Source organism: Trichocoleus sp. FACHB-6 (assembly GCF_014695815.1).
Classification (GTDB): Bacteria; Cyanobacteriota; Cyanobacteriia; order Cyanobacteriales; family FACHB-T130; genus Funiculus; species Funiculus sociatus.
Genome location: NZ_JACJOY010000067.1, coordinates 56,408 through 71,303, shown reverse-complemented (window position 1 = coordinate 71,303; position 14,896 = coordinate 56,408). Strand labels below are relative to the sequence as shown.

The window sequence follows — 14,896 nt, the reverse complement described above, 5'->3', positions numbered from 1 at the left end:
ACCACTGCTTGCATATCTACGGTGCGCGGACGACCTCCCGGTTTAGCTTTGGGAATCAAGCTGGATAACAGTTCCCATTGTTCTTGGGTCAAGTTACTCGGATACGATGATGTCATGGCTCTCAAAATGCTGTCTGATAATTTGCTATTGACAGGTTATCGTTTTGAGAGCTTTCCTGACTTCTCAGACATCCTCTCAAGTTTATCAGTCTAATTTTGTCTACAAAAGCTCTTAAATTAAACTTTTACAGTATTCGATTTTTTGACTTATTGCCATAAATTAAGATAAATTAGTGGATAAATCTGGTTGTCCAAATTGGGAATTTTACAATCAGTTATTTTGTATATTTGAATCCTAATTCCCTATACGAGTAACCATCTGCCCAGTAGAACCGAGTGAAACTAATTCTTCACTCCCACAACTAAATGCCTTTCACCTCTAGATATAATTGTTCACAATCTAAGGTTGTTAGCAGTCGCTTGTGGTAAAACATGATTTCGGTAGGGAAGTGGATTCACCTAGTCTGGTAAGCCTCGCTACACTTCACCGGGCGCACAGTCTCTCGCCTCCAAGGCACGTAAATCAGTAACAATACTGCCTAATCCACATTAATTCAGTATAAATCCGCAGAAAGTGTGATGCTTTTGATAAAATTTAAGTTGTAAGATTACTGGAAAAAGATGTCGCACAGTAAGATGAAAATTACGCAAAGCGAGAAGGTGTAAGTATACCAAAGCTTTAGAGGAGCTAATAAATTGATGATGCACAAAGCTGAATCTACCAAATAGTGCGGAATTATCCAGCTACCTAGAGTATCCCAGAGGACTCATAGCGATATCAATATTAAGTAGGTGTATCTGTTGCCAAGTGCAATCCGAGTAGCGCTTCTCAGCGAAAAGACAGCCTAGTAGCGCCTACAGCAAGCCTTTGGCATCGCAGCCCCCACAAACCGTCCGAGGAAGCTAGAAAATATTAATTATCAAAAGTTTCCCGACAATCCCTTACATTTAAAGAAATTGAAATCGATGGGTTCGCGTACCGCACAAAGTTAATAGTTCACTAATCGCGGCACTCTAGTTGGCAACGCGGCTAGTCAAAATGAGCAGATTTAAGCGCAAAAAGTTAGAATTACACGTTAATCGGCGCACTGTCCAGCTTCTCAAAGCTCGTAAGGCGTTGCCGACTGAAGCGACATTGCCAATGACTTATGAAGAATTAGAAAGACTGGTGAGGGAGCGGACAGCCGAACTAGCGCTAGCTAATGAAGAACTGAATCAAGAAATCAATAAGCGCCAGCAAGCAGAAGCAGCGCTGCGGGAAAGGGAACAGCTTTATCTTCGCCTACTAGACACTACCAGCGAAAGCATTTGGCTAGTCGATGCCGAAGGGCGGACGACTTACGTTAACCAGCAAACAGCCGATATACTTGGCTACACTACAGCCGAGATGATTGGTCGTTCTGCCTTTGATTTTCTCTTTGAAGAAGATTTGCCACAAGCTCAGTGGTATTACCCGCGGATGCTACAGGGAATCAAAGAGCAGTACGAATGGCGTTGGCGTTGCCGAAATGGTCAAGAAGCGTGGGTACTCGCTAGCACTAATCCAATTTTCGATGAGAACGGTCAATTTCAGGGCGTTCTCGGTATGTTTACAGATATTACTAGCCGCAAGCAGACACAAGAGGCTCTAAAAGAGAGCGACAGGCTATTCCAAGGGCTATTCCAAGCAACATTTGAGCAGGTGGCTGTTGGCATCGCGCACGTAGGAATAAACGGACAGTGGCTACTGGTTAACCAAAAACTCTGCGACATTGTGGGTTATACGCAAGAGGAATTGCTAACGCGAACTTTTCAGGATATTACCCACCCCGATGACCTAAATACAGATATTGAATATGTCCGCCGAGTGTTGGCATCAGAGCTTCAGACATATTCAATGGAGAAACGCTACATCCGCAAAGATGGTTCCCACATCTGGATTAATTTAACCGTTTCTTTGGTACGAGAACCTGACGGTAAGCCTAAATATTTCTTTTCTGTTGTTGAAGACATTAATGAACGCAAGCAAGCTGAGAGTGCATTACAAAAATCCCTTAAGGAATTGTCAGACATCAAGCTGGCGATAGATCGAGCTGCGATTGTCGTCGTGACAGACGAGAAAGGAGTTATTAACTATGTAAACGATAAGTTTTGTCAAATCTCTCAATATTCCAGAGAAGAACTGATAGGACAAAACCATCGCCTGATTAATTCCGGTTTTCATCCAAAAGAATTCTTTCAAAACCTGTGGCAGACAATTTCTAACGGAAGAGTTTGGCAAGGAGAAATTAAAAACCAAGCCAAAGATGGCACTTATTACTGGGTAAATACCACGATTGTTCCTTTTCTAAATAGACAAGGAAGACCGTTTCAATATTTAGCAATTCGATTCGACATCACTGAACGCAAGCAGACAGAACAAGCATTGCAGCAGAGTGAACAAAAGCTGAGAATAGCTCTAAAAGCTGCCGAAATGGGTACTTGGGACTGGAATATCCTAACTAATGAAGTTACCTGGTCGGATAAGAACGAACAGCTATTTGGTCTGGCTCCGGGTACTTTCCGGGGAACCTATGAAGCCTTCCAAGAATGCGTTCATCCTGAAGACCGCGAAGCTACACATCAAGCTATAAGTCGTGCCGTTGAGGAAAAGAAGGACTACGAGCAGGAATATCGTATTATCAGACCGGATGGCAGTATCCGCTGGATGATCGGAAAAAGCCAGTTGTTTTGTGATGAAACTGGTTTGGTGGCAGTGCGGATGATTGGCACAACCAGGGATATCACCGAACAGAAGCTCTCTGAAGCAGCGCTAAGGCAACAAACTGAGCGGGAGCGGTTGATAGGAGCGATCGCGCAACGCATCCGCCAATCTTTAAATCTGGACGAAATTCTGAATATTACAGTTACTGAAGTACGGAATTTTCTCGCCTGTGACCGAGTGGTAATTTACCGATTTTCCCCAGATGGAAATGCTCTGGTAGTTGTAGAATCAGTCTCTGCTGGTTGGATATCTATGCAGGGATTAGTAATCCAAAGTACCCTGGTAGACACCTATTTTAAACGCTATAAACAAGGAAACATTATCGCAATAGAAGATATTTATACAGCAGGTTTAGATCAAGATTACATCGATATAATGGCTCAGTTTCAAATCAGGGCTGACTTAAAAGTACCAATTTTGCGAGGAGAGCAGACAAGCAGACAAGCAGACAAGCAGACAAGCAAAGGAACAGACTTGGGAGAAAAAGCTTTGTCCCCAATCCCCAATCCCCAATCCCCGATCCAAAATCGATTCTGGGGACTGTTGATTGCCCATAATTGTTCGGAACCCCGACAATGGCAGCAGTGGGAAATTGATTTGCTCTCTTCATTGGCAACACAGGTAGCGATCGCTATTGAACAATCTGCACTTTTCAAACAGGTGCAAGAACTTAACGCTAACCTGGAACGCCAAGTCCAAAAACGTACCACCCAACTACAACAATCTCTCGGCTTTGAAGCAGTGCTGAAACGCATCACTGACAAAGTTCGCGATAGTCTTGACGAAAGGCAGATTTGCCTTGCTGCTGTAAGAGAATTAGCTCTCTCATTCTACGTCGGCAGCTGCCATGCCTCTTTATACAACTTGGAGCAAGATACCGCTACTATCTGCTATGAATACACCATTTCAATGCCTTCCTCTAAAGGTCGCGTGTTGCAGATGGCTTCCTTCCCGGAAATTTACCAACCCCTCCGCCAAGGTAAGTGTTTCCAATTTTGTTCGCTCAATGCGAACTCTAATGATGGTCAAGCGGCTATGCTGGCGTGTCCGATTTTTGATAATCAAGGAGTGTTGGGGGATTTGTGGTTACTCCATCGCCCAGATTACACTTTCAACAATTTAGAGATTCGGCTGGTGCAGCAGGTGGCAAATCAATGCGCGATCGCTATTCGTCAAGCCCGACTTTATCAAACTTCACAAGCGCAAGTTCAGGAACTCGAAAAACTAAATCAACTCAAAGATGACTTTTTGAGTACAGTTTCTCACGAGTTGCGGACTCCGATTTCTAATATGAAAATGGCGATCCAAATGCTCAAAATTTCTCCTACCGCCGAACGAAGTCAGCGCTATTTGCAGATATTGCAAGCTGAGTGTAATCGAGAAACTGAGCTTATCAACGATCTCCTAGATTTGCAGCGCCTAGCCGCAGCGTCTTATCCCAGCTTTCTTGCCACCGCAATAAATATACCCGAATGGCTACCTAGCATCCTTGAACCATTTCGTTCGCGCATTCAGGAACGTCAGCAAATCTTACAACTTCACATCCCGCCAGAATTGCCTCCCCTCGTCTCCGATTTAACCAGTGTGGAGAGGATCGTGAGCGAGTTGGTTAATAATGCCTGCAAGTATACTCCACCGGAAGAACAAATTACCGTGACTGTGTATGCAAAGAAGAATATGCTGCAATTGAGCGTCAGCAATTCTGGTGTTGAGATTCCCCAGAAGGAGCTAAGCCGCATTTTTGAAAAGTTCTACCGTATTCCCAGTAGCGATCGCTGGAAGCAGGGCGGAACTGGTTTAGGATTGGCACTGGTGCAGAGACTCACAGAGCATTTGGGAGGTACTTTGCGAGTGGAAAGTGCTAATAATCAAACAACTTTTACCGTAGAGTTACCTTTAATATTTCGTGAACAGTAGGGATTGGGGATTGGGGAAGAGGAAAAAGTCTTACCTAGTCCCTAGTCCCTAGCCCCCAGCCCCCAGCCCCTAGCCCCCAGCCTCCCTATTCACAATCTGGCGGATTTGGGCTGTTTTTTCGGCATACTCTGCATCATCCAAGACTGGTTTTGCGCCTTCAATTGTTAGCGGTTGGGCAAGATCGATCCATGACTTGCAGCCGCCGTATTCCGGACTATAGGTGATTATCTCTGGTTGGGGAAGTTTGTAAGTGCGTAGCAGCAGCACATAAAGGGGAGTTCGCGGCTTCCATTTCAGGCGATCGCTTACAAATTGCTCGTTCCAGATATGGTAAGGTAGCAGCGCCTTAACAGCCGCTTCGTCACTTACCTGGAAAATATCGGTAATTTTAGCCCAAGCGCCAATTCTGATAGTCTCAGGATGCCAGCCTGACGGCACTGTTTTCACCAGGTGGGAATATTCAGCTTTTAGCAAATTCGGCTGTTGATGTTCAAATGTTGGGTAAAGCAAAACTTCTTTTTGGGCAACTTGAAAGCGGTTTCCCTCTTCGCGGATGCCGCCTTTGCGTAGCAGCATAATCGTTTTGCCTTGTTCTAAAGCATCAACAGCAGTTGCCCATTCTTTGAAGGCGTGAGTAGTATTTGTAGTGGTTGTAGTGGATTGCATAAGTTATCGGGTAGAGTCCTGATTCAAGACTAGCGCCAACATTTAGGATGAAGGCATAACCCTATTAGTCAGGACTAACAAATGCAAACGCGATTGCTTGGCACTTCCGAAATCCAAATCACGCCTATCATCATGGGTACATGGCAAGCTGGCAAAAAGATGTGGGTAGGAATTGAAGATGCCGACACTATAAAAGCAATACGGGCGGCGTTTGATGCTGGTATCACAACAGTTGATACCGCTGAAGTCTACGGAGAAGGACACTCTGAGCAGATTGTCGCCTCTGCCCTGTCAGATGTGCGCGACAAAGCAGTATATGCCACAAAGGTGTTTGCCAACCATCTCAAGTATGACCAAGTTATAGAGGCGTGCGATCGCTCTCTCAAAAACCTAAACACCGATTACATCGATTTATACCAAATTCACTGGCCTGCTGGCACATTTAAAAGTGAAATTGTCCCCATTGAGGAGACAATGAACGCTTTGAACCATCTCAAAGAACAAGGTAAAATTCGCGCAATCGGCGTTTCTAATTTCAACCGCGCTCAATTAGAAGAAGCCGCCCAATACGGACGCATTGATAGTTTGCAACCGCCTTATTCTCTATTTTGGCGTTGGATAGAAAAAGATTTAACTCCTTACTGCGTCGAAAACAATATTTCCATCGTTGCCTATTCTTCTCTTGCTCAAGGATTATTAACTGGGAAATTTGAACCAGGACATAAATTCGACCCCCAAGATAACCGCGCTAAAAATAAACTCTTTCAAGGAGAGAATTACGATCGCGCTCAGTCAGCTTTAGACAAACTGCGTCCGATTGCTGAACGCCATCAGTGTAGCCTAGCTCAGTTAGCTTTAGCTTGGTTAATTGCTCAACCACAGGCGAATGCGATCGCAGGTGCAAGAAACGAGCAACAAGCCGTAGACAATGCTAAAGCAGGTGATATTAATTTATCTGCTGATGACGTGCAAGAAATTGACGCAATTGGGCGAATTGTCACCGACCATTTAGATGATAATCCTATCATGTGGAATTGGTAATTAGGACACAACATAAACGTAAAATACTCTGTGTATATAGCGTTTCTCAGTTGGGTAGAATATATTGCGCTTCTAACGTTGGTAGGGACTTTTTGATTGCCATGCCCCTACAGAGGTATCGCACCCAACCCTTAAGTTGCTATAGAAACACGGTTTTTATATACAGAGTATTTTACGTCTACCTACTTAATTACATAGCAATCTATGGCAAAAGCCGCAGATATTGGCAGCAAACGTTTAATCAGTTTGGCGAAGACTGGCTGGGTGCAATGGGTGAAACAAAACCCCGACATCGTAGCTGGAGAATTTCTTGATTCACAATTCCAGTGGCTCAGCCGTGAAAGTGATGTTTTGGTAAAAGCCAATAGCCGGGAACACCGCGACTTTTTAGTGCTTAACGAGATACAATTAAACTATCAAGTTCGGATGCCCAAGCGGATGCGGGCTTATGCAGCACTAGCAGAAGAAAAGTACAACTTGCCAGTTTATCCGGTGCTGATTAATATTAGGCAACCCTCAGAAACAGTTGTAGTGGCACGCTACGACTCTGAATTTATGGGGTTGCGATCGCGTCAAGATTATCGAGTAATTAATCGCTGGGAAGTAGACGCTGAACTTGCTTTTCAACCATCGCTACGATCCTTACTACCTTTTGTGCCAATGTTAAGGGGTGGAAGTGAGGAGTCTGTAGTCAGACGAGCCGTACAGCGTCTAAGAGATGATGAGCAGTTAAAGGAGCTAGAACCTCTGTTAGCGTTCTTTGCTGGTTTCGTCTTAGAAACTCGTTTAGTACAACAGATTATGAGGTGGGATATAGCTGTGTTAAGAGAATCTCCTTGGTATCAAGAGATTATAAGAGAAGGGCAACAACTAGGAATGCAGCAAGGGATGCTGTCGGGTATTGAACTGGCTTTAGAGTTAAAATTTGGCAATGAGGGCTTACAGCTAATGCCGGAAATATCTAATATTCAGGATGTGGAACGATTGAAAGCGATCGCGCAAGCAATCAAAACGGTAAATTCTTTGGATGAATTGCGATCGCGCATAACAGCCAGCTAATTGTTAAATGTACATTGCTTCTTCAGGTACAAGTAAATGCGATGAATGAAACAATGTACATTAACCTTTTTTTCCTATTATCTATTGTCTAGTCGCTAAAAGCACCTTTGATGCTATCAATCGTGCGTTCCACAACATTCTTGGCGTCGTCTACTGCTTCCTTAGTCCGAGCCGCATCTTCATCTGCTCTTTTCTCAATGCGATCCCTATCTCTCTTTGCTTTGCCTGCAACGTCACTATCATCCGTTGATTGGTCAACTCGGCTGGCATTTTTATTTGCAGCTTCCTTAACCTTATTTTTCGTATCTTCGATGAAATTCTTGGATGGTTCAGCTACGTCGTCACGGTATTTCTCTTTGACTTGGTCGCCTGCGTCTGCTGCGGCGATCAAGTTTGCAGCGGGAGAAGCCATTGCTGCGGTGTTCGAGAAAAACGCACCCTGCCAAACGAAGGCGATCGCTGACACGCAAAACAGAGTTGTAGCCAGCCAGCGTCCTACAGTCGAAAGCCGTTTTGTAAAATAATTCAGTTTCATACAATACCATGAGGTTTAGCATTCTATATTTACTTCATTTAGCGCATCAGCCAAACCGCTCTGTAGATAGATGTTGTCCCCTTAAAAGTTCTTAGACAAATTCACTCTTTCGATAGATTGAGTGAACGAACTTCATGTAATCTGCATTCACACTTTAAGTTTGATGTGGAAATATCTTATATCCACGATGTGGAGCAATTAAGAGCGATCGCGCAGATCAGCAAGCTAAGTGTTATGGCGATCGCACTACCAGCCTGCTTAAGAACGTGGATTAAATACAAAATTTGCGCTCTTTAGGGGCATCGCAATGCCATGCCCTAGAGCAGGAAATTTGGGGTTAATAAATCCATATTCCTGATTCATCTGGTAATAATTCGTAACTGCTAACTGGAATGGTGTATCCCTATTGAGGCGATGGCGTTTCTGGTTAGTTATGAAAAATTACCGCTCTGCTTTTTGGGTCAATAGTTTATCCCTACTGGTAGTTATTGCTTTAATTGTCTATACCAAAGTGTTTAGTGCCTCAGCAGGAATATTGTTTCAGCCGCCAGTGACCCCACAAGATCCAAGTGCGGGTTTGTTAACTCATACATTTCAATTATTATGCGCTGTACCGCCCATTATTTGTACTTTTACTTTTGCATTGCTCCGAGCCATTCAATCACCCAAAAAACTAAATTTATTTATTCTATATTCGGCGCTGATAACTGGAGGTTTTCTAATTAATGAAATTTTTCGGATTCACATTATTCTGTTAAGGGCGGGTATTCCTAAGCTGGTGACTATAGTGGTCTATGCCGCAGTTAGCTTAGGATACGGATTAGCCTTCCGGCGGAAACTAAAATCAACGCCCTACATTCTGCTACTCAGCGGCATCGGTCTATTATTCAGCGCGATCGCGGTGGACTCGCTGAGGCTGAGCGGTGATGGATTTCCCAGCTTGCTAGAGGGGGTTCCGAAGTTGTTCAGCGAAATCAATATTGCCCTTTATTTTTGGTATGTCTGCTACGGGGAGATATTGCGATCGCTCAATTCTTCCCCTGTTGAATGATTATGCGGTAATCGTTGGCAGCGATCGCGGTTATTTCTCTTCAACCCAGCCACGATCGCTTCGCTACTCTTCCCCTCCTCCCTATGCGTCTAGGCGGTTCGTCACCTCAACATAAATATGCTCTAACCGCACAGCTTGACGCGAAATTGAATCCAGAGGAATACCATCAAAACGCGCAATAATCTCCTTCAATTCTAAAGGCTCCGGCAACCAGAAAGCCAAATCATTACCATAACGCCGGACAGGGAAATTATATTCTTTAGCACGCGCGATCGCTCTCTCTTCCTCCGACGTTTGCACCACCACAACCTCCACCGCTGGAATTAATTGCCGAAGTTGCGATAAACTGCCCTCAGCCAAAATAGAACCATTTTTTAGAATACCAATTCTTTGACAAAGACGCTCAGCCTCATCTAATAAATGCGTCGTCAACAAAACCGTAATTCCCTTATCTTTGAGACTCCGAATTAACTCCCAAACTTCATAACGCGACTCAACATCTAAACCCGTCGTCGGTTCATCCAAAATTACCAACTTTGGCTGATGAACCAACGCCACGGCAATATTCAACCGCCGCTGCATCCCACCGCTAAGAGTTTCCACCGGACTTTTAGCACGACTTGCTAAATTGACAGCCTCCAAACAAGCTTTTACCTGTTGACGACGCTGCTCACTATTTAAACCGTAAATTCGCGCAAAGAAATTAAGATTTTCCTCACAGCTTAGAGTTTTATAAAGCAAATTTTCTTGCGGCGCTACACCAACTAATTTTTTCGTTGCTTCCGAGACAGCCTGGTTATTAATCCTAATCTCACCGCTATCAGCCTTACTCAAATTACAAAGTATATTAATAGTCGTCGTCTTACCCGCGCCATTTGGCCCCAGTAACCCGTAAATCTCGCCGGGTGAGATATGTAGCGATAAATCTTGTAAAACCGGGCGCTTTCCGTAAGACTTACTTAGCTTATTGATGTGGAGCATCGAGACAATGGCTAAGGGATTAAAAAAATTACAGGGTAGGCATCATGCCTACCCTGTCAATCCTCTTATATTAAACTATAATTTCCACAACTTGTCAAGTTTTTTTTTTAACGTAAACTAGCCCAAAAATAAGCGGATTAGGGATAATATTATCTTTTACTTTGCGTACCTTTGCGTAAACCTTTGCACCCTTTGCGTTGAAAATTCAAAGTCTTCTTTCAACGCTCAACATTCGACGATAAGACAGCCATCCACCTGCAACCATGAAAACAGCAAACACGCATAAAAACCAAAAATGCGGGGCAATTTCATCCAAGCTATAGCCGTTAGCAGATACACCGACTAACGCTACATTCATATGATAAATTGGGTTATATTTAGCTATGTCTAGAAGCGTTTGGGGAAATAGAGAAGTAGGCAAAAACGCACCTCCCAAAATTAATAAAGGCACTCCAAACGCAGCTACCAAAGCATTGACATCCTCAGTGCGACGGGCGAACTGCGTACCGAGAATAAATCCTACACCTACATAGGAAATAATACTTAGTAAGATAATCAGACTTCCCAACAGCAAAGAACCTTGAAACCTGGCATTCCAAAAGGCAGCAATAGTATAAACTAAAAGCGTTTGACCGATGCCGATGCAGCTATGGGCGAGAAAAATTCCTAAAAAATAGGACGTACCGCTCAAAGGTGAGATAAAAAGGCGTTTGAGGGTTTGCTGTTCTCTTTCTGACACCACGGTTGCCACACTACCACCTAAACAACTGAAAAACAGCGCTGCACCTACTAAAGTAGAAGGAGCGGCGAACTCAAAAGCCTGAGCTATTGACAGCTTGGCACGTTCTGCCAGAATAAAGCCACTGAGTATTAAGACCGAAAATGGGAAAATACACCAAAAAATCAGGCTGCGCCGCCGCCGCAACAGTTCAATCAAGATGCGTTGGCAAACTGCCAGCGTTTCGCGCCCGTATTTCATAGTGTGAGGATAAAAGCTGAGTAGCATAATGAGTCAATTATCCACTTCCCCACAATTGCCGTCCATCTCCCGCCGCACGCTGATCAAAATGTTTGGTGTCGGTGCTGCTGCTGGATTACTGGGATATTCTCGCTTCTCCAAACCCCAGCCAACTGTTTTTCGGCAAGATAACATTTTGTTGCCACCAATGCTAAACCAGCCAAAGAGCGTTGTGGTAGTGGGGGCTGGCTTGGCTGGGTTAGCCTGTGCGTATGAACTCAGCCAGCGTGGTTTTACTGTAACGCTTTTAGAGCGATCGCCTCAACTTGGAGGCAAAATCGCCAGCTGGCCAATCCAGGTGGGGGACGAAAGTTTTATGATGGAGCATGGCTTCCACGGGTTTTTTCCTCAGTATTACAACCTCAAGAGCATAGTAGAAGAACTCGACATCGCTGAGAATTTTATCGATTTAAAGTTCTACTCGGTTGTTTACCGAGATGGGAGTTACAAGCCAGAAGTGTTCCGCCCCAGCAATTCAGCTTTTCCCTGGAATATTGTAGATTTAGCTGTAGCATCCCCCAACCGACTACGCTGGGGGATTAATTTAACCAAAGTTGGACATTGGGAAGTTTTCCAGGCAATTACAGGATTTCAAACTCAAAAAAGTTTCCAACGTTTAGATCATTTATCGGTTGCCCAATGGGTGCAAAAAGATTTCCCACATGGGTTGTATGACTTATATTTTCTCCCCTTTGCGAAATCAAGCTTAAATGCGCCAGATGAAATGAGCGTGGGAGAATTAATGCAGTTTTTCCACTTCTACTTTTTTGGCAATCCAGAAGGTTTAGCTTTCAACGGCACCAAACAGGATATGGGAACCTCGCTGGTGCAACCAATTGCTAAGGCAATTGAACGTAACGGTGGCAAGATTATTAAAGGTGCAACAGTTAGCGAAATTCAGGCACAAGAAGGCAAAATAAATTTCCTCAGCTATCAACAGGGAGATGCTGGAAATGAGGTGCCATTTTGGGTAAAGCGAAATTCTACTATTGCCAACGAGCAACTAGAATACTTTGGTGCAGGGGATACTGTTTTTGCGGCGACACCACAGGGGAATGAAGCAATTTCCCTTAGTTGTACTCACCAAGGCTGTACAGTGGGACTGGCAGATGATGGTAAATTTCACTGTCCTTGCCACGGCGCAGTTTTTGACAGCGAAGGTAGAGTAATAAAAGGGCCTGCAACTAGAGATTTATCACGCTTTAAAGTAGTGCAACGTCAGGAAGATCAGCTGCAACTCGTAGGAGCAAATAATAACTTGCCTCTACAGGAATCGCTGGAGACAGTAAAGGCGGATTACTACGTATTTGCTACCGATGTACCGGGCGTGCAACAATTGTTTAATAGAATGAATGGGGATGTCGAGGAAAAAGTGCGATCGCAAGTTGAAAAATTAGCAGTAGCAGATCCCTTTGCCGTTTGCCGCTTCTGGTTTGACCGCGATTTTGAATGGGAACACAGCAACTTCGCTTCCCTCTCCGGCTATCAACTAACTGACAGCATTTGCCTTTACCACCGGATTCAGGATCAATTTATTGAGTGGACAAAAAAAACTGGCGGTAGTGTTGTTGAATTACACGCTTACGCCTACAAAGAAAAAGATTTTCCTACTCAGCAAGTGTTACTTACGACTTTTGAACAGGAACTCTATGAAATTGTCCCAGAACTCAAAGCGGCCAATATGTTACACCGAGAACTGGTGAACCAAAAGAACTTCTCAGGCTACCCACCCAATAGTTACGCAGATAGACCAGAAACTAGCACAGCTATTCCTAACTTATTATTTGCTGGTGACTGGGTGAAAATGCCGTTCCCGTCTGGCTTAATGGAACGGGCAATTAGTAGCGGTTTGTTGGCAGCAAATGAAATTTTACACCGCGAAGGATTGCAAAGGCGACCATTGCTGACGGTGAATCCAGAAGGCGTATTGCAGATATGAACCTTAGCCAGAACCGCACTGATAGAAAAATTGAAGTCGGCTCAAACCGACTTTAGCTATTAGCCTGCGAATTTAATTCGCAGGCTATATTTGTTGCTTTGTGAAACTATGCAATCTTCTTCTATAACTACCCAACATCAGAACATTCGCCAGATAGGAATCAACCTTAATTACTGGTATGTAGTTGCACGTAGCACTGAAGTAAAAACCCAGCCGCTAAGTGTCGTTCTCTGGAATCAACCAATCGTAATTTATAGAGATAGCACAGGAAAAATTCACGCCTTAGAAGACCGCTGCCCTCATCGTCAAGTTAAACTTAGTCATGGTAAAGTTACTGGCGATGAATTGGAATGTGCTTATCACGGCTGGCGTTTTAATGAGGCGGGTGAATGTGCAGCAGTTCCCTATTTAGCAGCTAATCAAAAATTACCAACTTGTCAAATTCGCCGCTATCCCGTGCAAGAATTGGACGGCTTTATCTGGCTTTTTCCTGGGGATAGCACCGATTTAGAGGCGCAAAATTTCTCGTTTCTAAAACCTCTTGGCGTTCCTGAATGGGATCATCTCAACTATATTGCTACTGTTTCAGTTATTCAGTGTAATGCCCATTACTCCTATTTAATTGAAAACTTGATGGATATGTACCACGGACATTTACATCAGGATTGGCAAGCTTGGACTGATGCAGTGCTTGAAGATATTCACGAAGAAGTTAATCGTGTAGATGCTCATTATCAAGCTCAGAGTTATTACAAAATAGACAAGATTTGGTCTATTTCTCAGCTGTTTTTTCCGGCATTGCGTCGCTTACACCCAGAACCGTTGGATGTTAGCTATATTTATCCGCACTGGGTTTCAACGTTAGGCAAGGATTTCAAAATTTACTGTCTACTTTGCCCGGTGAATGAAACGACAACTCGTGCTTATCTCATTCATTTTACATCATTAAATGCCTTTTGGCGGTTGCACAAATTGCCAGTAGCATTTCGCCGTTTTGTGAAAAATAGTTTATTTGGTTCTGCTCAAAAATTACTCGATGGATTAGTCGTTGAAGATGTACAAATGATTGAGGAAGAACAACAGGCATATTTGAATAATCCAGAACGACGGGGTTATGAATTAAATCGAGCATTGGTAAGCGTACAACGACTGATGAAAAATCAAGCAGAACAAGACTAAGCGATCGCTTAGTCTTGTTCTGTATCCCTACGTCGAATGAAGTTTTTCCAAAATGCCCGATCGTCCTGTTTCCCGGAAGTGGGAAAATGAAACAGAGCAATGCTTAGTGACACAGGGAAAGGAAGAGGGAAGATGCTGAAACGAATTGCCGCAATACTGCTTGTAGTATTAACTTTGAGTTTACAAAGTTGCACTGCTGTCAGCGCCACCAGTGGGCTAAGAAGCTATGTCGATAGCACCGACGGCTATCAGTTCCTATATCCTCATGGCTGGGTTGAAGTCAACGTCGGCAATGCAGCAGATATCGTCATGCACGATATCATTGAGCCAAGCGAAAATGTGTCAGTCGTAATTAGCCCAGTTCCTGAAGGTAAAACCCTGACTGACTTAGGGACACCTAGTGAAGTAGGTTACAAATTATCAAAAAGCGCGATCGCACCCCCCGGATCGGGACGCGAAGCCGAATTGGTGAACGCCGAAAAAGCCGATGGCACTAAAACTTATTACTTTTTAGAATACGCTGTCAAACTCCCAAATCAGGAACGCCATAATTTCGCCTCAGTCGCCATCAGTCGCGGCAAACTCTTCACCTTCAACGCCTCCACTACAGAAAAACGCTGGGCCAAAATGCAGCCGATGTTGAAACAAGTCGTCAGTTCATTCTCAGTTTATTAATAGCTAATGGCTAATGGCTTTTGAACAAGCGAG

General features: G+C 43.9%; 12 protein-coding genes and 1 pseudogene. 8 read left to right on the top strand and 5 right to left on the bottom strand.

The features are described 5' to 3' along the window. A pseudogene (locus H6F66_RS28385) lies at positions 1-116 on the bottom strand (IS5/IS1182 family transposase); the annotation flags it as partial. Positions 117-1,098: 982 nt separating this feature from the next. On the opposite strand from H6F66_RS28385, the gene H6F66_RS12940 reads away from it, so the two are divergent. Next, positions 1,099-4,719: a PAS domain S-box protein gene (locus tag H6F66_RS12940; RefSeq protein WP_190421834.1), complete on the top strand. Its 3,621-nt coding sequence runs from the start codon at positions 1,099-1,101 to the stop codon at positions 4,717-4,719. A 69-nt stretch (positions 4,720-4,788) separates the two neighbouring features. On the opposite strand, the gene H6F66_RS12935 is transcribed toward H6F66_RS12940, so the two are convergent. After that, a complete protein-coding gene (locus H6F66_RS12935; RefSeq protein WP_190421832.1) occupies positions 4,789-5,385 on the bottom strand; it encodes a DUF1802 family protein in 597 nt (198 codons plus the stop codon). 81 nt (positions 5,386-5,466) lie between these two features. Here H6F66_RS12935 and H6F66_RS12930 point away from each other — a divergent pair, with 81 nt between their 5' ends. Together H6F66_RS12930 and H6F66_RS12925 are read left to right on the top strand one after the other, a co-directional pair. Beyond that, positions 5,467-6,426, top strand: a complete 960-nt coding sequence (locus H6F66_RS12930) for an aldo/keto reductase (protein WP_190421830.1) — start codon at positions 5,467-5,469, stop codon at positions 6,424-6,426. Between the two features lie 204 nt (positions 6,427-6,630). Further along, positions 6,631-7,485, top strand: a complete 855-nt coding sequence (locus tag H6F66_RS12925; protein ID WP_190421828.1) for an Rpn family recombination-promoting nuclease/putative transposase — start codon at positions 6,631-6,633, stop codon at positions 7,483-7,485. An 88-nt stretch (positions 7,486-7,573) separates the two neighbouring features. Here H6F66_RS12925 and H6F66_RS12920 read toward each other — a convergent pair whose 3' ends face one another. After that, positions 7,574-8,020: a hypothetical protein gene (locus H6F66_RS12920; RefSeq protein WP_190421827.1), complete on the bottom strand. Its 447-nt coding sequence runs from the start codon at positions 8,018-8,020 to the stop codon at positions 7,574-7,576. 165 nt (positions 8,021-8,185) lie between these two features. Between H6F66_RS12920 and H6F66_RS28910 the strand changes: the two genes are divergently transcribed. Both H6F66_RS28910 and H6F66_RS12915 read left to right on the top strand, forming a co-directional pair. Next, complete coding sequence (locus H6F66_RS28910; RefSeq protein WP_277874030.1) at positions 8,186-8,317, top strand: hypothetical protein; 132 nt, start codon at positions 8,186-8,188, stop codon at positions 8,315-8,317. A gap of 136 nt (positions 8,318-8,453) precedes the next feature. Beyond that, positions 8,454-9,071, top strand: coding sequence for a hypothetical protein (locus H6F66_RS12915; RefSeq protein ID WP_190421826.1), 618 nt, complete (start codon positions 8,454-8,456; stop codon positions 9,069-9,071). Between the two features lie 81 nt (positions 9,072-9,152). Here H6F66_RS12915 and H6F66_RS12910 read toward each other — a convergent pair whose 3' ends face one another. Beyond that, positions 9,153-10,052, bottom strand: coding sequence for an ABC transporter ATP-binding protein (locus tag H6F66_RS12910; RefSeq protein WP_190421825.1), 900 nt, complete (start codon positions 10,050-10,052; stop codon positions 9,153-9,155). A gap of 205 nt (positions 10,053-10,257) precedes the next feature. After that, entirely contained in the window at positions 10,258-11,031 is a 774-nt protein-coding gene (locus H6F66_RS12905; protein ID WP_190421824.1) for an ABC transporter permease, read from the bottom strand. A 28-nt stretch (positions 11,032-11,059) separates the two neighbouring features. On the opposite strand from H6F66_RS12905, the gene H6F66_RS12900 reads away from it, so the two are divergent. The 3 genes from H6F66_RS12900 (at position 11,060) to psbP (ending at position 14,863) form a co-directional block, all read left to right on the top strand. After that, positions 11,060-13,009 carry an FAD-dependent oxidoreductase gene (locus tag H6F66_RS12900; RefSeq protein ID WP_190421823.1) on the top strand — a complete coding sequence of 650 codons (1,950 nt, stop codon included), beginning with the start codon at positions 11,060-11,062 and terminating at the stop codon, positions 13,007-13,009. 108 nt (positions 13,010-13,117) lie between these two features. Next, entirely contained in the window at positions 13,118-14,188 is a 1,071-nt protein-coding gene (locus H6F66_RS12895; RefSeq protein ID WP_190421822.1) for an aromatic ring-hydroxylating dioxygenase subunit alpha, read from the top strand. A gap of 132 nt (positions 14,189-14,320) precedes the next feature. Continuing rightward, on the top strand, positions 14,321-14,863 hold the full coding sequence (gene psbP / locus H6F66_RS12890) for a photosystem II reaction center PsbP (protein WP_190421820.1): 543 nt from the start codon (positions 14,321-14,323) through the stop codon (positions 14,861-14,863). The last annotated feature ends 33 nt before the right edge of the window (positions 14,864-14,896 follow it).

What these genes read in the sequence shown, in the direction of transcription:
- H6F66_RS12940 (WP_190421834.1), top strand. Translation starts at nt 1,099, where the DNA reads ATGAGCAGATTTAAGCGCAAAAAGTTAGAATTACACGTTAATCGGCGC.
- H6F66_RS12935 (WP_190421832.1), bottom strand. Translation starts at nt 5,385, where the DNA reads ATGCAATCCACTACAACCACTACAAATACTACTCACGCCTTCAAAGAA.
- H6F66_RS12930 (WP_190421830.1), top strand. Translation starts at nt 5,467, where the DNA reads ATGCAAACGCGATTGCTTGGCACTTCCGAAATCCAAATCACGCCTATC.
- H6F66_RS12925 (WP_190421828.1), top strand. Translation starts at nt 6,631, where the DNA reads ATGGCAAAAGCCGCAGATATTGGCAGCAAACGTTTAATCAGTTTGGCG.
- H6F66_RS12920 (WP_190421827.1), bottom strand. Translation starts at nt 8,020, where the DNA reads ATGAAACTGAATTATTTTACAAAACGGCTTTCGACTGTAGGACGCTGG.
- H6F66_RS12915 (WP_190421826.1), top strand. Translation starts at nt 8,454, where the DNA reads ATGAAAAATTACCGCTCTGCTTTTTGGGTCAATAGTTTATCCCTACTG.
- H6F66_RS12910 (WP_190421825.1), bottom strand. Translation starts at nt 10,052, where the DNA reads ATGCTCCACATCAATAAGCTAAGTAAGTCTTACGGAAAGCGCCCGGTT.
- H6F66_RS12905 (WP_190421824.1), bottom strand. Translation starts at nt 11,031, where the DNA reads ATGAAATACGGGCGCGAAACGCTGGCAGTTTGCCAACGCATCTTGATT.
- H6F66_RS12900 (WP_190421823.1), top strand. Translation starts at nt 11,060, where the DNA reads ATGAGTCAATTATCCACTTCCCCACAATTGCCGTCCATCTCCCGCCGC.
- H6F66_RS12895 (WP_190421822.1), top strand. Translation starts at nt 13,118, where the DNA reads ATGCAATCTTCTTCTATAACTACCCAACATCAGAACATTCGCCAGATA.
- psbP (WP_190421820.1), top strand. Translation starts at nt 14,321, where the DNA reads ATGCTGAAACGAATTGCCGCAATACTGCTTGTAGTATTAACTTTGAGT.